Here is a 16,793-nt window from a genome sequence, read left to right as displayed (position 1 = left end):
CGCACGCTGGCCCCCATGACGAACCGACGCATGACGAACCGGCGTACCCGGGAGACCCTCCAGCTCGCGGCCGCCGCCTCGCTCGCCGCCCTCTGCCTGCTCGCCACCGCCTGCACCGCCGGCGGCGGGAGCGGGACGGGCGGATCGGGCACCGGCGGCAAGAGCGTGAGCGAGGAGGGCAAGAAGGCGGATCAGGCGCTGGAGCACCGCAAGTGCCTGCGCGCACACGGGCTGGACGTGCCGGAGCCCAAGCCCGGCGAGGAGGGCGTCGGGCTGACCATCGGCGGTGACGGCGTCTCCAAGGAGAAGATGGAGAAGGCGTTCAAGGCCTGCCGGGACAAGGGCGGGGCCGGCGCGGGCAAGGAGCTCACCCAGGCCGACAAGGACAAGATGGTCCGGTACGCGCAGTGCATGCGCAAGAACGGGTACGACATGCCCGACCCGACCTTCGGCGAAGGCGGCATGACGGCGGCGCGGCCGATACCCCAGGGCGCCGAGATGAAGAAGTTCGAGAAGGCCAACAAGGCCTGCGAGAGCGTGTCGCGGTGAAGCGGCGCACCCTCGTGGCCGCCCTCGCCGCGGTGGCCGCGGTCGCGGGCGGCGGCGCGGCCGTCACCGCGCTGCGCCCGGCGGACGCACCGCAGCAGGCGGCCCGTCCCGGGCTGCCGCCGGCCACGGTCCCGCTGACCCGCGCGGACCTCAGCGACAGCTCGCAGCAGGACGGCACCCTCGGCCACCTCGGCGAACGGAAGATCAACGCGGGCCCGTCCGGGACCCTCACGTGGGTGGCCCCGGGCGGCTCCACGGTCTCCCGGGACCAGCGCCTGTACGAGGTGAACGGGGAGCCCGTCCGGCTGATGTACGGGGACGAGCCGATGTACCGGACGCTCAAGCCGGGCGCGAAGGGCAAGGACGTGCGGCAGCTGGAGGAGAACCTGGCCGCCCTCGGACACACCGGCTTCACGGTGGACGAGGAGTACACGGAGAAGACGGCGGAGGCCGTGAAGCGCTGGCAGAAGTCCCACGGGGCGAAGCGGACCGGCACCGTCGGCCCCGAGGCCGTCGCCTTCGCCGGCAGCGCGGTCCGCGTCAAGGAGGCGGGCGCCGCGCCGGGCGACCAGGTCGCCCCCGGTCGGCCGGTGCTGACCGTGACGGGCTCCGAGCGGGTCGTACGGTTCAAGATCCCGGTCGCGGACGCCGGCACGGCCAAGCTCGGCACCCGCGTCTTCGTCCGGCTCCCGGACGGGTCCCGGCAGCCGGGGAAGGTCTCCTCGGTGGGGCGGACCGCGTCGGCGGGCCAGGACCCGCAGGACCGGACCCCGAAGATCGAGGTCACGGTCTCCTTCGACAAGCCCGGGCAGGTGTCGGGCATCGACCAGTCCCCGGTCACGGTGGAGCTGACCGGGGAGACGCGCAGGAACGTGCTCTCGGTGCCCGTCAACGCGCTGCTGGCGCTGCCCGCCGGCGGTTTCGGCATCCAGGTCGTGGAGAACGGCCGGGCCCGGGACGTGAAGGTGGAGCTCGGCATGTTCGGCCAGGGCCGGGTGGAGGTCACGGGCAGCGGGCTGCGCGAGGGCATGCGGATCGGGGTGCCGGCGCCATGAGCACGGTCGTACGGCTCTGCGGGGTCACCAAGGAGTACGCGGGCGGGGTGCGCGCGCTCGACGGGGTGGACCTGACGGTCGCCGAGGGCGAACTCCTCGGCATCGTGGGCCCGTCCGGGTCGGGGAAGTCCACGCTGCTGCACATCGTCGGCACCCTCGACCGGCCCAGTTCCGGCACGGTCGAGATCGCGGGGCACGAGGTGGCCGCCCTGTCCGACCGGCGGCTGTCGGCGCTGCGCGCCCGCCACATCGGCTTCGTCTTCCAGGCCTTCCACCTGGTGCCGGGGGTGAGCGCGGTGGAGAACGTGGCCGAAGGGCTGCTGTACTCCGGGCTGTCCCGGGCCCGGCGGCGGTCGATGGCCGCCGAGGCCCTCGCCCGGGTGGGGCTCGGCGACCGGATGGAGCACCGGCCGCACGAGCTGTCCGGCGGGCAGAAGCAGCGGGTCGCAATCGCCCGCGCGGTCGTCGGCGAGCCGGATCTGCTGCTCGCCGACGAGCCGACGGGGGCGCTGGACTCGGCGTCCGGCGAGGCGGTGATGGAACTCCTGCACGAGCTGAACGCGCAGGGCACCACGATCGCGGTGATCACCCACGACACGGGGATCGCGGAACGGCTGCCCCGCCAGGTGCGGATCCGCGACGGGCGGCTGACGCCGGTCGCGGGGGCGGGGGCCGACGCGCGGGCGGGGGCCCGGGCCGGCGCGGGGGCCGACACGGCGGCCGGGGCCCGGGCCGGCGCGGGACCCGGGGACGGAACCCCCGTCCCGTCCGGAAAGGAGGCCCTCTGATGGCCCGTACGCGCAGGGGCCTCAAGGCCGCCCGGCTCACCCCACGGGACGTGCTGCACGTGGGCTCGGCCGGGCTGCGCAGCAGGCCCGTACGGGTGGTGCTGTCGGCGCTCGGCATCGCCATCGGCATCGCGTCCATGATCGCCGTGGTGGGCATCTCCGCGTCCAGCCAGGCGCAGCTGATCCGGCAGCTCGACGCGCTGGGCACGAACATGCTGGTGGCCAAGCCGGGCGAGGGCATGTTCAGCGGGGAGGAGGTCCGGCTGCCCAAGGAGGCGGTCGGGATGGTGGGCCGGATCCCGGGGGTCGAGGGGGTCGGCGCCACCGGCGAGCTGCGGCACTCGGTACGGCGTTCCGAGAAGATCCCCGAAGGCGAGACCGGCGGGATCGCGGTGAAGGCCGCGACCGAGGGGCTGCTCGGCGTGCTGCGCGGCACGATCGGCACCGGGACCTGGCTGAACGCGGCCAACGGCCGCTACCCCTCCGTGGTCCTCGGGCACGTGGCGGCGGAGCGGCTCGGGATCACCGAGCCGGGCCGTCAGGTCTGGATCGGCGACCGGTACTTCACCGTCGTCGGCATCCTCGGTCCGCTGCCCCTGGCGCCCGAGGTCGAGCGCTCCGCCCTGGTGGGCTGGCGGGCCGCGCAGGACCTGCTGGGCTTCGACGGGCACCCGACGGCGGTGTACGAGCGGTCCGCGGACGCGTCCGTGGCCACCGTACGCAAGCTCCTCGCCCCGACGATCGACCCGCAGAACCCGCAGAACGTCCAGGTGGGGGACCCGTCCGCGGCCCTCCAGGCCAAGGCGGCCACGGAGGGCGCGTTCTCCGCGCTGCTCCTGGGCCTCGGCGGGATCGCCCTGCTGGTCGGCGGGGTGGGCGTGGCCAACACGATGATCATCTCGGTGCTGGAGCGCCGTCACGAGATCGGCCTGCGGCGCTCCCTGGGGGCGACCCGGGGGCAGATCAGGATCCAGTTCGTCACGGAGTCCCTGATGCTGTCCGGTCTCGGCGGCCTCGCGGGGGTGGCCCTGGGCGGCGCGGTGACGGGCGTGTACGCCGCGGCGGGCGGGCTGCCGTGGGTGGTGCCGCCGTGGGCGGTGGCCGGCGGCTTCGGGGCCACGCTGCTGATCGGCACGGTTGCCGGGCTCTATCCGGCCGTACGGGCCTCCCGGCTGTCTCCGACGCTGGCGCTGGGGGCGGCGTAGGGCGGGCCGCGCGGCGGGCACTGGGCGGGGTGGGGCGGCGGCCCGGCCCCGCCCGTCGTCCGTACGGGCTGTCCGCGCGCCCGTACGGATCAGGCCGGGAGGTCGGCGGCAGGTGTGCGTGGTCGGCTGGGCTCGGCCGGTTGCCGTCCGCGGTCCGCCGACGGCCGGCCCCACCGATGAGAAGGAGTCCTCATGTCCCGTCGTCATGTCCCGGCAGCCCTCGGCCTCGTGGCGGGTGCGCTGGTCGCGCTCCCCGCCCCCGCTGCGCACGCCGCCACCGTGCAGGTCCGGTGCTCGGTGCCGGACCTCGTGGCCGCCATCCGCACCGCGAACGGCACACCGGGACCGGACACGCTGCGGCTGGCCCGCTCGTGCACGTACAGGCTGACGGCGCCCGATCCCTCGCAGCCGGGCACCGGCCTGCCGGTGATCACCAGTGAGATCACCATCGACGGGCGGGGGGCCACGATCAGGAGGGACGGGCGCGGCAAGAACGTGCCGAAGTTCCGCATCCTCTACGTCGACGGGCCGGGCAGCCTCACCCTCACCCGCACGACGGTCAGCGGCGGCCACGCCACGGACTGCCCGGCCTTCCCCGACCAGCCGGGCGTGGCCTGCGGCGGCGGCATCTCCAGCAAGGGAACCTTGCGGGTGAGCCACAGCCGGTTCACCGGCAACACGTCCGAGTCCGCGGCGTTCGCCCAGGGCGGGGGCATCGACAACGCCGGCACCGGGACCGTGACCCAGACCGAGGTGAGCGGCAACCGCGTGGTCTACGACGGGGGCAACACCGGCGGCAGCGCCGCGGGCGCCGGCATCGCGCACGACGGCCCGCTGAAGCTCACGCGCTCCCGGGTGACCGGCAACACCGCGACCGTCACCGCCGACACCCAGAGCGTGGCCTTCGGGGCCGGCATCATCAGCTTCGCCCCCGTGACCATCGAGCACACCGTGTTCGCGAAGAACCGCGCCTACGCCCCGGGCGGCATCGCCCGCGCCGCGGTCGCCAACGGCGTTCCGGCACCGGGCCGGATGACCGTGACCGGCGGGGCCATCAACGACAACACCTCGCACGCACCGCGCGGCGCCGCCCAGGGCGGAGCCATCGCGAACAACGCCGTGATGACGGTGACCGACGTGAAGATCAGCGGCAACCGCGTGGTCGCCGAGCACGGCACCGCGCGCGGGGCCGGCGTCCGGATGGGCCCCTTCGGCACGCTGGAGCTGACCGACAGCCGCATCACCGGCAACAGCGCCGACGCCCCGAACGGCACGGCCCAGGGCGGCGGGATCGACAACCCCGACGGCGGGGTCCTGACGGCCAGGCGCAACGAGATCCTCCGCAACACCGTCGCGGCGAAGGGCGGCACCGCCCAGGGCGGCGGCCTCTACCAGGGCGGCGGCACCACGGGCCAGGGCAGCAGCACCCTGGAGCGCAACACCATCGCCCACAACAAGGCGGGCGACGGCGGCGGCATCTACAAGGCCTCGGGCCTCCTCACGCTGGCCGGCGACGTGATCCGGGACAACCGGCCGAACAACTGCAGCCCGGCCGGTGCGGTACCGGGCTGCACGGGCTGACCGGGCCCCCGTCCGGCGCGGCCGGCCAGGCGGCCATCGCCCGCGTGATGGCCCCGCCGGCACGGCGGTCGCAGCCCTCGAAGCAGGGCAGGGCGTTGGCTTCGGGGAAGTACCACCCACCGGTGGCCCGGTCGATCTCGAAGTCCACTCCGCGGAGGGGATCCCGGTGTGGGCGGTCAGGCGGGCGCAGCCCTCGGCCACGGAGTCCGGAAGGTCGAGGGGCCGGTAGTCGTTGACGCCGGTCACGGTGCGGTAATCGAGCTCGGACGAGTGGATCGCCCCCCGAACGCCTCCCCGCCGACCGTGTGGACCCGTACGTCCGGCCCGTCGATCCGCTCCTGGAACAGCACCGGGACCCGGTTCGGCCGGTGCAGCGGCGCCTCGTGGCCCGGCTCGTACGCGCGGGCGAAGGTCTCGACCGCGGACGCGCCCTTGAAGACCGCGCCCCGCGCGCGGCCCGCACGACCGGTCGCGGCATGCGGGACGCCGGTGCGCCACTCGTGGGGCCGGAGGGCGGCACGGGGCGCGAGAACCGGAACGATGCCGGAATTTTGCGCGGGACCCTGGGTAGGCGCGCCGCATGATCGCTTCGCTGCCTCTCGCCGCCGCCGCGTCCCCGAGCCTCTGGCTGATCCTCGCCGGAGTGGTCGTGGCCGCCGTACTGATCGCCGCCTTCTGGTGGGGATCCCACCGCGTCCGGGCCCGCAAGGACCCCGGTGCCCGCCCCGCGGACCAGACCCCGCCCGCCCGGGCCCGCGAGGACTCCTGGCAGACCCCGGACGAGTCCCCCTGACGTGCCGAACCGCCCTCGCACCCGGCCGCCGGGACCGGCCGGGCTTCCCGTCCAGGAGGTACCCCCGTTGACCAGCACCGCCGGTACCGCCGGCACCACCAGCACGGCCGCCGGCTCCGGCAGCCCCCCGAGCCCGGCAGCCTCCGCCCTCGCGCACGGCGCCCCCGCCCCGCGTCTGATCGCGCTGCCGGGCGTGTACCGCCCCCAGTGCGACACCAGACTGCTCGCGCACGCCCTCGCCCGGGAGCCCGTGGGACCCGGTTCCGAGGTCCTGGAGATCGGTACGGGTACCGGTGCCCTCGCCCTGTGCGCGGCGGCGCGGGGGGCGCAGGTCACGGCCGTGGACGTGGCCTGGCCCGCCGTGCTGGCGGCCCGGCTCAACGCCTGGCGGCACCGCCTGCCGCTGCGCGTCCTGCACGGCGATTTCGCCGCCCGCACCCGGGGCCGGCGCTTCGACCTGGTGCTGGCCAACCCGCCGTACGTTCCCAGCCCGGACACCGGGCCACCCACGGGTGCCGCCCGGGCCTGGGACGCCGGACCGGACGGACGGGCGGTGATCGACCGCATCTGCGCGGCCGCCGCGGACGTCCTGCACCCGGGCGGGGTCCTCCTGATGGTCCAGTCGCAGCTGTGCGGGACGGAACGCACCCTCGGCCTGCTGGCCCGCCACGGACTGCGCGGGCAGGTCACGGCGCGCACCCTGACGCCCTGGGGTCCGGTGCTGCGCGCCCGCCGGGCCTGGCTGGAGGAACGCGGTCTGGCGGCGGACGGGGCCGACCGCGAAGAGCTGGTGGTCATCCGTGCCCGCCACCTCTGAGCCGCGCCGCCGGGACACGGAGTTGTGGCCGCCGGAGGACCCCGGGCCGAAGCTGGTGGAGGGTCCCGTGGAGATCGTCCTGGAGGACGGCACGACGGCCCGGTCCGACCGTTTCGTGGTCGCCGTCTGCACCTGCCGCCGCAGCCGCTCGTACCCGTGGTGCGACACCAGCCACCGCCGCCGCTCCCGTACCCGGGCCCCCGACCCGGACCCGGCCCCCCATCCGACCACGACCCCGACCGAGCAGTGAGGGAACCCGTGACCGTCCACCGACCTGCCGCCGCCACCCTGCCCCGCTCCGAGCGGGCCCCGGCCCTGCCGGCGCCGCGCGGCGCCCTGTCGTACGCCGTGGTGGAAGCCCTGCGCACCGGGCGGCCCCCGGCCGGCCCCGACGCCGACGCGGCCGTGGCAGCCGCGGCGGCCGATCCCTGGGGCGAGGACCTGCACCTGGCGCTCTACCTGCTCTACGAGCTCCACTACCGCGGCTTCGAAGGCGTGGAGGACCGCCTCGAATGGGACCCGGATCTGCTGCGGCTGCGCAGCCGGCTGGAGGCGCCCTTCCTCGGCGCGCTGCGCAGCGGCACCGCCGAGGCCCCGGCCACCGTGGCGGAGGCCTTCGCCCCGCTGCTGGTGGAGCCGGTGGACCTGAGCGGCAGCCTCAGCCACCGCCTGGCGACCGAGGGCGAGCTCTGGCAGCTGCGCGAGTACGCGGCCCTGCGCTCGCTCTACCACCTCAAGGAGGCCGACCCCCACGCCTGGGCCCTCCCCCGGCTCACCGGCCGGGCCAAGGCCGCGATGGCGGCCATCGAGTACGACGAGTTCGGGGCGGGGCACCCCGAGGCGGTCCACGCCCGCCTCTTCGCCGAGCTCATGGCCGACCTCGGCCTCGACCCCGGCTACGGCCGCTACCTGGACCGGGCCCCCGCCCCGGCCCTGGCCACCGTCAACCTGATGTCCCTGCTGGGCCTGCACCGGTCCCTGCTCGGCGCGCTGATCGGCCACTTCGCGTGCGTGGAGGTGACCTCCTCGCCCGGCTCGCGGCGGCTGGCGCAGGCCATGCGCCGGTGCGGCGCGGGCCCGGCGGCCGAGCGCTTCTACGCCGAGCACGTGGAAGCCGACGCCGTCCACGAGCAGGTCGTCCGGCACGAGGTGATCGCCGGGCTCCTCGCCGGCCGGCCGGCACTGGAACCGGACGTGGCCTTCGGCTGCGCGGCGACCCTCCTGGTGGAGGACCGCCTCGCCGCCCACCTGCGCACCGCCTGGGACCAGGGCCGGTCCGCCCTGCGCACCCTCCCCTGAGGCGCGGCGGGTACGGGCCGGGCGGCGCGGGGCGCGGGGCTCAGAACCAGTGGAGGCAGTGCGGGGCCCGCTCGGACCGGAAGAGGGCGTCCGCGAGCGCGGCCGCGCCCGGCCGGTGGGCGGTGACGTGCCCGGCCCGGACCAGCCGGCTGGGAGCCGTGCCGCCGAGGTAGACCGAGCCGAGGTCGCCGATGTCCATCGACAGGTCGGGCTCCCGGTCGGTCGGGACGCAGTCCGCCTTGCCGTCGCGTACGGTCAGCAGGTGGCGGCCGTGCTCGCCGAGGAACGGGTCGGTCACGTCGAGGACGAGCTCGCCGTCCGCGGACCAGCCGCGCGAGGTCAGCGCGCGCGGCACGTCCAGGAGCCGCACCCAGAGCCAGTCGGTGACCCCGCCCACTTCCCCGGCGCGGAAGTCCCGGAGCTGCCAGCGCAGCGGGTGCCCGTCCGGGACGTGCCGGAACACGACCTCGTCGACCAGGTCGTGCGCGAGCAGGAACCGCGCGAGCGCCGTGTACACGGCGTCGTCGGTGGTGACGGTCTCGTCCACGGTCAGGGTGCCGGACTCCGAGAGCGCATAGCTGGCGTACCCGTCCGGCACCCCGTCGGCGTCCCGGTGCAGGGCCACGTACCGCGGGGTCCGTGCGACCGGGGGCTGTCCCGCCCCGAGGGTCCACCAGTGGTGCGGCCGGGACAGGGCCCCGGGCTGGGCGCGCCGGTACCGGTCGTAGACCTCTTCCAGGACCTCCCCGCACTCGGACCGGCGCAGCACCTCGACCGAGCCGGTGTCCGCCCCGGTCTCCGCGCCGGTGGCCGCCCGCGGCACGGCGAACTCCCCCCGGCCGCGGGGCACCGTCAGCCGTGAGGTGTAGGTGGCCGGGCCGTAGCCGAACCGGCGGTAGATCAGGGCCTCGGAGGCCAGCAGGACGGACAGGCACGCGCCGCGGTCGCGGAACTCCGCCAGCTGGTGCCGCATCATCGCGGTGAGCACGCCCTGCCGCCGGTGCGAGGGCAGCACCCCGACGGCGGTGACCCCGGGGGCCGGGACGATGGTCTCGCCGGGCAGGGTGAGCTCGAAGGAGTAGGCGCCGGCGGTCCCCACGGGCCGCCCGTCCGCCGCCACCGCCAGCAGGCTCCGGTCCATCTCGTAGGCCGACCAGAACACCCCGCCGCCGTCCTCGGCCGGCGTCTCGGGGAACCGCCCGAACGCCGCGTGCACCGTGTCGACGAAGACCTCCAGGTCCTGGCCGGTCGTGGGACGGATCTCCATTGCTGCCACTGCCTCCCCGTACGCGCGGACACCGCACCCCGCGGCGCCCCGCCACAGTGCAACCGCCCTGCGTCACAGGGTCAAACGAATTACCGCTCCGACGACCGGGCCCCGGGCCGTGGACCCGGGGCCCGGTCGTGCGCTGTGCGGGGACGGATCAGGTCACGGCGCCAGGCGGTAGGCGTTCGTCAGGGTTTCGCGGACGGTGTTGCCGGACGTGTCCTTCAGGTCCACGCGGAAGGTGGCGGCCTTGGCCGCGGCCGGGTGCTTCACCGTCACCGAGCGCGCCCCCGCGGGGTCGGTGGCCACCGCCAGCGCCTTCCAGGTCGCGCCCCCGTCGTACGAGACGCTGACGGTCAGCGCGGCGACCTTGCCGCGCGCGGCGGCCGCCCCGGCCACGTGCAGCGGCACCTTGAGCGTGCCGCCCGCCGGTGCGGTCCCGTCCAGCCGCAGCTGCGGGGAGAGCCGTACGGTGGACAGCGGCAGCCGGGCGGTCCGGTCCGCGGCCGGGCGGGCCGAGGTGAAGGTCCAGGACGCGTTGACCTTCGTGCTGATGGCGGTGACCGAGGCGGGCCGGGTGGCCTCCATGGTCAGGCGGTAGCCCGCGGAGGCGGCCGGGACCTCGGCGCTCAGCCAGCCCGGCGAGGTGTTCGCGGCGATGACGCGGCCGCCGGACTCCAGCCGGCTGTAGCCGTCGGCGACGGCCCCGCCCTCGTGGCCGCTGCCGTCGACGAACATCATGACGCTGGCGTCGAGCCAGTCGCCGGTGCGGGTCGCGCCCTGCTCGAACCCGGCGCCCAGGTCGGGGCCGAGCACACCGGTGTTGAAGTTCAGCACGTACCGCTTGCCCGCCGTGTACGCCACCGGCCCGGCGGAGTGGCTGCTGACCTCGTTGCCCTGCGCGTCGAGCTGCGCCGCGCTCCAGTGCCAGTTCGCGTTGGCGGTGTTGACGTACTGGGTGGCGCTCAGCGGCAGGTTCCCGTCGAGCGGGGCCTGCGAGCCCACGCTGAAGCCGTCGTCCGCGTACGGGGTCGCGTAGACCCGGCCCTTCGCGGTGACGGACGCCCCCACCCCGAGCCGGACCTCGGCGACCTCCGCGCGGGTGACGGCGTGGCTGAGGCCGGTGAACCAGCTGCCGGTGCGGTGGAACGCGAACCGGTAGTCGGTGTTCCGGCCGGCCGTCCCGGGCACCTTCCAGAGGCCCTGGAACTGCGCCTGCATCCCCGGGGAGGCGGCCCCGAGTCCGGCGGTGCTGAACCGCGTCGCGCCGCCGATGGCCCAGGAGGTGCCCACGGACATCGCGGGGGCGTCGTACCCGGCGTTGGCCGAGACCCGCCGGGCCGCCGGATCCGGGGCGGTGACGGCGAACGGCTTGGCCTTGCGGGCGTCCAGGAGGACCGTGGCCTTCCCCGTGACCTTCAGCTGCGGCTGGACGAAGACGGCCGTCCGGTTGTCGCTGCCGGGGCTGAACACCAGGCTCTCCAGCAGGTATTCGCCCTTGGGCAGCCGCTGGACGGTGATCCCGTCGGCGTGGTCGGGGAGGTCGATGCGCTTGAGGCCGTACCGGCCGCGCGCGAGGATCGAGGTGGCGTAGTTCCCGGCCGGCGCACCGTTGTCCGCGATGTGCCGGAAGGCGATGTCGTACGACTCCACCTCGCGGACGGCCACCAGGCCGGTGCGCACCGACTGGTCGCCGCCGGCGGCCAGGACCGTGCCGCCGAACGTGCCGTCCGCCGTGCCCTTGCGGGTGTCGACGGTGACCGTGGTCTGCGCGGTCCCGCCGGCGGGCACGGTGAGCTGGGCGTTCTTCAGGGTGAACATCCCGGCCGGGGCCGGGCGGCCGCCGGGGCCGGTCGCGGCGAGGCTCAGCTTGAGCGTCACGGCCCGGGCGGCGAGGTTGCGGTAGGTGAGCGTCTTGGCGACCGGCTTGTCGTCGCCGTGCGGCCACAGCCGGGTGCCGAAGTCGAGGGTGCCGGGCTCGGAGACGACGGAGGCGGTGCGGGCGCGTACGAGGTCCACCCGGCCGGTGCCCTGCTGGTGCGGGCCGGTCGCGGCGAGCGGCTTCGCGGATCCCGTCAGCAGGGCCTTGATGCGGGCGCCGCTCCAGGTCGGGTGCTGCTGGAGCAGCAGCGCGGCGGAACCGGCGACGTGCGGGGTGGCCATGGACGTGCCCGACATGGTCGTGTACGCGCTGTCCGGGGGCGGGGTGACCTGGGTGCTCCGGGCGGCGGTGATCTCCACCCCCGGGGCGGTGATGTCGGGCTTGGCGAGCCCGGCCGCCGTGGGGCCGCGACCGGAGAAGTCCGCGAGCCGGTCCTGCTTGTCCACGGCGCCGACCGTCAGCGCCGCGGGGGAACTGCCGGGCGAGGCGATGGTGCCGGGCTCGTCCCCGCTGTTGCCGGCGGCCACCACGAACAGGGCCTTGGCCGACAGGCGGGCGACCGCGGCCTCCTTCGGGTCGACGGCGGCCTCGTCGGCGCCGCCGAGGCTCATGCTGACCACCTTCGCGCCCTGGTCGACGGCCCACTGCATGCCGCCGACGATGCCCGAGTCGGTGCCCCAGCCGTCGTCGCCGAGGACCTTGCCGTCGAGCAGCCGGACGCCCGGGGCCACGCCCTTGCGGCGGCCGCCGGACTTCGCTCCCGAGCCGGCGATGGTGGAGGCCACGTGGGTGCCGTGGCCGTGACGGTCCGCGGAGTCCGGCGAGCCGCTGAAGTTCTTCTGGGCGACTTCCAGGCCCTTGAGGTCGGGGTGGGTCTGGTCGATGCCCGTGTCCAGGACCGCGACCTTGACCCCCTTGCCGGTGTAGCCGGCCCGCCACATGGTGGGGGCGCCGATCTGCGGCACGCTCTGCTCCAGGGCGGCGCGCACCTTCCCGTCCAGCCACAGGTGGGCGACGGGTGCCGCGGGGGCTGCCGTGCCGGAGCCCGTACCGGAGTCGGCGGCGGACGCCCGGCGGCCCGTGACCGCCGACCACAGCTCCGCGGTACGGGACTTGGGCGCGGTGAACGCCTCGCCGTCCACGGCGGGCAGCGCGCGCCGGTCGCGGGCGAGCCCGTCGAACGTGCCGCGGAAGGCGGCGAACGCGTCCGGTGCGCCCCGTCCCGCGTCCCTCCGGTGGCCGACGATCAGGGGCAGGGTGCTGCGGTGCGCGTCGTCGTACCCGTCCGCGGCCAGCCGGGCCACGTCGAAGAGCCGCCGGTCGAGGACCCCGGCGCCGAGCAGGGGCAGGGCGTCCTGCGGGATGACGTAGGTGTGCCCGGGCTCGCGCCGGACGGTGAACACGATCCCGTCCCGGCCCCGGGCGCGTTCGATCCGGGCGACGCGGCCGTCGGCGCCGAGGAGCACCTTGTCCCCGGTGACGAGCGTGACGGCCACCGGGGCCTTCGCGGTCTTCGGCGCGGTCTTCGCCGTGGCGTTCGTACGGTGGCTCCCCGGTGCGCCGTCCGGTGCGCCGGAGCGGGCACCGGCCGGGGCCGCCCCCGCGATCAGCGTTCCGGCCACGGCGGCGGCGACCGCCACCGTTCCTGCTTTCGAAATGCGTCCCACGCGCGTTTCCCCCGTCTGTGTGGGCATGCCAAGAGAAGTCGTCCTGTAACACGCACCACGGGGCCGAGCGGTTCTCGGCGTGCTGGCCCAATCACCGCTGAATTCTCGGGAGTTGACGGTCCCGGCCGGAGGTCCGCGGTCCGGTTCCGCGGGCCGCCGGGACCGCCCCGGCCGTCATGATTGGGGGGTCGGCCCGGACTCCCTGCGGTGCTGGAGCCACGTACGGCTGAGGTCGTCCCAGATCTCCTGGTACCGGCCGAAGACCTCACCCAGCCGATCCACCGTCAGCTCCCCGGCAGGCGTGGTGGCCACCAGGAATTCGAGGTCGTCGGCGAGCCGCTGGAAGCGGTGCTGCGCCTCCTCCATCAGGATCCACCGCGAGCGCCAGTTGAAGAACGGCTCGATCGCCCCCAGCAAGGTCACCAGCGCCATGAACGCCAGCGCCAGCCCGGCCCAGGCGTTGAGGTTCTGGAGCCCCAGGATGACGGTGGCCGCCGCGGACAGCACCAGGCCGGCCACCTTGGTCACCGAGGCGCTCCGCACGAACCGCTTCTTGCGGCTGCGGGCGTACGCGTTCCCCTCCCGGATCTTCTCCAGCAGGAGCCCGGCCACCTCCTCCGCACCGAGACCGACACCGAGCCCGAGCTCCGACTGCACTGCGCCCCCACCTTTTCCCTCGCCGACCGGCCGCCTACTCCTGGGCAGACACCGCCCGCACACCCCGCGGTTCCCCACCTTCGGGCGACCCCGGGACCGCACCCGTGGTTTGCTCTGAACATGTCACAGAGTCTCGCGCACGGCAGACCCGATCAGGACGGCCGACGGGACGGACCGAAGGCCGGAGGGGAGGCCGGACGGCGGGACGGACCGCAGGCCGGGCAGCACCTGACCATCCTCGGCCACCGCGCCTGGCCGGTCACGGACGCGATCTCGCTGCACGACGTGACCGCCATCGGGCGCCCGACCTGGTCGCCCGCCGAGCCCGGCATCGCCACCGGGGTGCACCTGATGCGTTCCGGCTACCTGCTGCGCGAGTCGATGGGCCAGTGCGAACTGGTCGACGCCACGAGCGGCACGTTCTCGCACACGGGCCTGGAGGAGCGGTCCGCCTTCCCCGGCAGCGGGAGGGTGCGCTTCACCTTCCTGGCGATGAGCGAGGAGGCGTACGCCCTCCACGTCGCAGGGTCCGACCGCTGGCAGGGCTGGCGGCTGAGCATCGGCCCGGAGCTCGACCTGCGCCACCGCCGCCTGCTGGCCGCCTGCCGCACCACCGACCGGCTGGAACGGGAGGAACGCCTCCTCGACCTCTTCGACGCGCTGCCCCCGCACCCCGGCGACGACGGACCGGGCCCCCGGGTGTCCACCGCGGTCGCGCACTGGCGCCTGGCCACCCAGGTCCGCGAACTCCTCAACAGCCCGGACGCACGTGCGGCCGCGGGGCTGGACGAGCTCGCACGTGCCGTCGGGTCCTCACCCCACCACCTGAGCCGGGTCTTCCGCAGGATCACCGGCCGGACCATCACCGCCTACCGCAACGAGCTCCGGGTCCGCGCGGTCCTCGAAGACCTGGCCGCCGGCGCCGACAGCCTGGCCGACCTCGCCACCCGCCACGGCTTCGCCGACCACTCCCACCTCGTCCGCACCGTCCGCCGCTTCCTGGGCGAAACCCCCTCGATGCTCCGCCGCCAGCTGAGCAGAAATGTTCAAGCGGCCGGGGAGTCCGCCGCCCGAGGATGAGGGGCACGAGGCCGGCCGGCACACGGGGGGCGGGGCGCGGATCGGGCGGACCCCCCGCCCCCACGCCCCGCCCGGGCCGGCCTCTGCGCCCGCACGGCGGGCCCTCACCAAGGAGGAGCAGTCATGAGGAACCTCAGGTCCGGAACTTCGAAGTACGCCCTGGTCGCAGCCGCCTTGACCGCCCTGGCCGTCCCCGCGGTCCTGGTCGGCACGGCCGGCCCGGCGGCCGCGACGGCCGCCTGCGGGACGTCCGGCCCCTACCTGGACGGCGACTCGTTCCGCATGACCGCCGGGGTGGCGGCGAACATGCGCTCCGGTTCCACCACGAGCTGCGGCGTCACCGGCTGGGCCGACAACCAGGACCAGCTCGTCTACTACTGCTGGACCGAGAACTCCAACGGCGCCACCTGGACCTACCTCCGCAACGTGACCGACGGGAAGTACGGCTGGGTGAGCGACCACCTGCTGCCGCACAACGGATCCGACCGGTGGTGCGGCTTCTGACCCACCGCCAGGAGGCGGCCCCGCCCCGGCCGGACCGCCGGGCGGGCCGTCCCGGGGATTCCGGGACGGCCTCCGGTCGGGGCCGTCCCGGCGAAGCACGCGTGCGACCCCCGAACCGCCGCGATCCGGCCCCCTTCGGCGGGGATGGGCCGGAACCCGCCCGTCCAGCCGCACAGGCGTTCTAGCGTGCCCGTCATGACCTCACTCAGGTACGGCAGGGCGTCCCTGGTCGCCCTCGCAGCCGCCCTGCTGCTCGGCCCGCAGACGGCCGCGGCCCAGGGCCCCGCGCATCCCGCGGCCGCCCAGTCCCCCGCACCCTCCCCGCACTCCCCGGCCGGCCCCGCCGGCGGCACCGCCCGGGAGGCGGCGACACCCGACCGGCCCTCCTACGAGGTGGCCCTGCGCACCGACGCCGACGGCTCGCACTGGACCGGGCGGCAGACGGTCTCGTTCCGCAACGCCGCCCGCACCCCGCTGCGTTCGGTGGACGTCCGGCTGTGGGGCAACGGCACCGACCGGTGCGGAGCCCCGGGCCGGCCCTCACCCGTGCGCGTGGCCCGGGTCACCGGCGGCACCCCGCGCCCGCTCACCGTCGGCTGCACCGCGCTGACCGTGGACCTGCCCGCGCCGCTGCCCCGAGGGGCCCGGGCGCGCATCTCCTTCGACCTCGCGATCACCGTCCCGGACCGCGTGCACCGCTTCGGCCGGGACGGCGCGTACCGCTTCCTCGGCAACGCGCTGCCCCTGCTGTCCGTACGCGACCGGCAGGGCCGGCACCTCGATCCGGACGTGGGCTTCGGCGAGAGCTACCACACCCTGGCCGGCGAGTTCCGCGTGCGCCTCGACCACCCCGAGACCCTCGTGGTCCCCGCCACCGGCACCACCACCCGCCGCGCGGGCACGCCCGGCCGCACGGTCACCACCAGCGTGGCGCGCGGGGTCCGGGACTTCGCCTGGGCGGCGGGCCCGTTCCGCTCGAAGCGGGTGACCACCCCCGGCGGGATCCGGCTCAACGCCTACTGGACCGCCACCACGCCCGCCTCGGGCGTCGCCGCCGATCTGCGGCAGGGCACGCGCGCGGTCGACGAGTTCGGCCGGCGGTACGGGCGCTACCCGTACGGCGAGCTCGACCTCGTGATGAGCGACCGCCTCGACGGGCACGGCAGCATGGAGTTCCCGGGGCTCGTGCTGCTGTGGACCGAGCGGGAGGGGTCGGCGGTCGTCCACGAGATCGCCCACCAGTGGTTCTACGGCATCGTCGGCAACGACCAGTTCGCCGCGCCCTGGCTGGACGAGGCCTTCGCCCAGTACGCGAACCAGCTGTACTACCGGGACGACACGGCGGGCTGCTGGCGGGAGCAGGGCCGCTGGCCCAGCGCCACGGCCGCCCTCACCCGCCCCATGTCCTACTACGCGGACGGCCGCCGCAGCGAGTACGGCCGGGTGGTGTACGCCCGCGGCTCCTGCGCCCTGCACGACCTCGAACGCCTCCTGGGCACCCCGGCGATGGCGCGCATGATGCGCGGATACGTACGGGACCACTGGCAGGGCGTGACCACGACCGCCGCGTTCAAGCGCGCGGCGCAGGCGGCGACCGCTCAGGACCTGGGGCCGTTCTGGGCGGAACACCGGATCCGCTGACGGGCTCC

Annotated in this window: 15 protein-coding genes; 12 read left to right on the top strand and 3 right to left on the bottom strand. The window is 75.3% G+C overall.

The genetic code is table 11. The features are described 5' to 3' along the window. Nucleotides 1-15: 15 nt before the first annotated feature. The 9 genes from ACZ407_RS20880 (at nucleotide 16) to ACZ407_RS20840 (ending at nucleotide 8,087) form a co-directional block, all read left to right on the top strand. A complete protein-coding gene (locus ACZ407_RS20880; protein WP_468130277.1) occupies nucleotides 16-549 on the top strand; it encodes a hypothetical protein in 534 nt (177 codons plus the stop codon). Then, the gene (locus ACZ407_RS20875) at nucleotides 546-1,604 is read left to right on the top strand and encodes a peptidoglycan-binding protein (protein WP_468130275.1); all 1,059 of its coding nucleotides are present in this window, start codon (nucleotides 546-548) and stop codon (nucleotides 1,602-1,604) included. The genes ACZ407_RS20880 and ACZ407_RS20875 overlap by 4 nt, the downstream gene beginning before the upstream one ends. Next, nucleotides 1,601-2,392: an ABC transporter ATP-binding protein gene (locus ACZ407_RS20870; protein ID WP_468130273.1), complete on the top strand. Its 792-nt coding sequence runs from the start codon at nucleotides 1,601-1,603 to the stop codon at nucleotides 2,390-2,392. Before ACZ407_RS20875 ends, ACZ407_RS20870 begins: the two co-directional genes overlap by 4 nt. Further along, a complete protein-coding gene (locus ACZ407_RS20865; protein WP_468130271.1) occupies nucleotides 2,392-3,597 on the top strand; it encodes an ABC transporter permease in 1,206 nt (401 codons plus the stop codon). Before ACZ407_RS20870 ends, ACZ407_RS20865 begins: the two co-directional genes overlap by 1 nt. Nucleotides 3,598-3,789: 192 nt before the next feature. After that, complete coding sequence (locus tag ACZ407_RS20860; RefSeq protein WP_468130269.1) at nucleotides 3,790-5,178, top strand: hypothetical protein; 1,389 nt, start codon at nucleotides 3,790-3,792, stop codon at nucleotides 5,176-5,178. Between the two features lie 580 nt (nucleotides 5,179-5,758). Then, on the top strand, nucleotides 5,759-5,971 hold the full coding sequence (locus tag ACZ407_RS20855; protein WP_468130267.1) for a DUF6479 family protein: 213 nt from the start codon (nucleotides 5,759-5,761) through the stop codon (nucleotides 5,969-5,971). A gap of 175 nt (nucleotides 5,972-6,146) precedes the next feature. After that, nucleotides 6,147-6,788, top strand: coding sequence for a HemK2/MTQ2 family protein methyltransferase (locus ACZ407_RS20850; RefSeq protein ID WP_468130440.1), 642 nt, complete (start codon nucleotides 6,147-6,149; stop codon nucleotides 6,786-6,788). Beyond that, complete coding sequence (locus ACZ407_RS20845) at nucleotides 6,772-7,038, top strand: CDGSH iron-sulfur domain-containing protein (RefSeq protein WP_468130265.1); 267 nt, start codon at nucleotides 6,772-6,774, stop codon at nucleotides 7,036-7,038. The genes ACZ407_RS20850 and ACZ407_RS20845 overlap by 17 nt, the downstream gene beginning before the upstream one ends. Nucleotides 7,039-7,046: 8 nt before the next feature. Then, nucleotides 7,047-8,087 (top strand): iron-containing redox enzyme family protein, encoded by a 1,041-nt coding sequence (locus tag ACZ407_RS20840; RefSeq protein WP_468130263.1) that lies wholly within the window; start codon nucleotides 7,047-7,049, stop codon nucleotides 8,085-8,087. A gap of 40 nt (nucleotides 8,088-8,127) precedes the next feature. Here ACZ407_RS20840 and ACZ407_RS20835 read toward each other — a convergent pair whose 3' ends face one another. From ACZ407_RS20835 to ACZ407_RS20825, 3 genes are all read right to left on the bottom strand, one after another. After that, nucleotides 8,128-9,354: a GNAT family N-acetyltransferase gene (locus ACZ407_RS20835; protein ID WP_468130261.1), complete on the bottom strand. Its 1,227-nt coding sequence runs from the start codon at nucleotides 9,352-9,354 to the stop codon at nucleotides 8,128-8,130. A gap of 162 nt (nucleotides 9,355-9,516) precedes the next feature. Beyond that, nucleotides 9,517-12,903, bottom strand: a complete 3,387-nt coding sequence (locus ACZ407_RS20830) for a S8 family peptidase (RefSeq protein ID WP_468130259.1) — start codon at nucleotides 12,901-12,903, stop codon at nucleotides 9,517-9,519. 174 nt (nucleotides 12,904-13,077) lie between these two features. Then, nucleotides 13,078-13,560 (bottom strand): DUF4231 domain-containing protein, encoded by a 483-nt coding sequence (locus ACZ407_RS20825; RefSeq protein ID WP_468130257.1) that lies wholly within the window; start codon nucleotides 13,558-13,560, stop codon nucleotides 13,078-13,080. Between the two features lie 120 nt (nucleotides 13,561-13,680). On the opposite strand from ACZ407_RS20825, the gene ACZ407_RS20820 reads away from it, so the two are divergent. From ACZ407_RS20820 to ACZ407_RS20810, 3 genes are all read left to right on the top strand, one after another. Beyond that, nucleotides 13,681-14,640: a helix-turn-helix domain-containing protein gene (locus ACZ407_RS20820; RefSeq protein WP_468130255.1), complete on the top strand. Its 960-nt coding sequence runs from the start codon at nucleotides 13,681-13,683 to the stop codon at nucleotides 14,638-14,640. Nucleotides 14,641-14,763: 123 nt separating this feature from the next. Further along, nucleotides 14,764-15,144, top strand: a complete 381-nt coding sequence (locus tag ACZ407_RS20815; RefSeq protein WP_468130253.1) for an SH3 domain-containing protein — start codon at nucleotides 14,764-14,766, stop codon at nucleotides 15,142-15,144. Nucleotides 15,145-15,339: 195 nt separating this feature from the next. Beyond that, on the top strand, nucleotides 15,340-16,785 hold the full coding sequence (locus ACZ407_RS20810; protein ID WP_468130251.1) for a M1 family metallopeptidase: 1,446 nt from the start codon (nucleotides 15,340-15,342) through the stop codon (nucleotides 16,783-16,785). Nucleotides 16,786-16,793: the final 8 nt, after the last annotated feature.

Source organism: Streptomyces sp. NPDC030809 (assembly GCF_055572195.1).
The sequence above is the reverse complement of the archived record's forward strand: the minus strand, read 5'-3'. Positions and strand labels throughout refer to the sequence as shown.

Coding starts and splice junctions, on each gene's coding strand:
- ACZ407_RS20870 (WP_468130273.1), top strand. CDS start 1,601: ATGAGCACGGTCGTACGGCTCTGCGGGGTCACCAAGGAGTACGCGGGC.
- ACZ407_RS20860 (WP_468130269.1), top strand. CDS start 3,790: ATGTCCCGTCGTCATGTCCCGGCAGCCCTCGGCCTCGTGGCGGGTGCG.
- ACZ407_RS20855 (WP_468130267.1), top strand. CDS start 5,759: ATGATCGCTTCGCTGCCTCTCGCCGCCGCCGCGTCCCCGAGCCTCTGG.
- ACZ407_RS20835 (WP_468130261.1), bottom strand. CDS start 9,354: ATGGAGATCCGTCCCACGACCGGCCAGGACCTGGAGGTCTTCGTCGAC.
- ACZ407_RS20815 (WP_468130253.1), top strand. CDS start 14,764: ATGAGGAACCTCAGGTCCGGAACTTCGAAGTACGCCCTGGTCGCAGCC.
- ACZ407_RS20880 (WP_468130277.1), top strand. CDS start 16: ATGACGAACCGACGCATGACGAACCGGCGTACCCGGGAGACCCTCCAG.
- ACZ407_RS20820 (WP_468130255.1), top strand. CDS start 13,681: ATGTCACAGAGTCTCGCGCACGGCAGACCCGATCAGGACGGCCGACGG.
- ACZ407_RS20810 (WP_468130251.1), top strand. CDS start 15,340: ATGACCTCACTCAGGTACGGCAGGGCGTCCCTGGTCGCCCTCGCAGCC.
- ACZ407_RS20865 (WP_468130271.1), top strand. CDS start 2,392: ATGGCCCGTACGCGCAGGGGCCTCAAGGCCGCCCGGCTCACCCCACGG.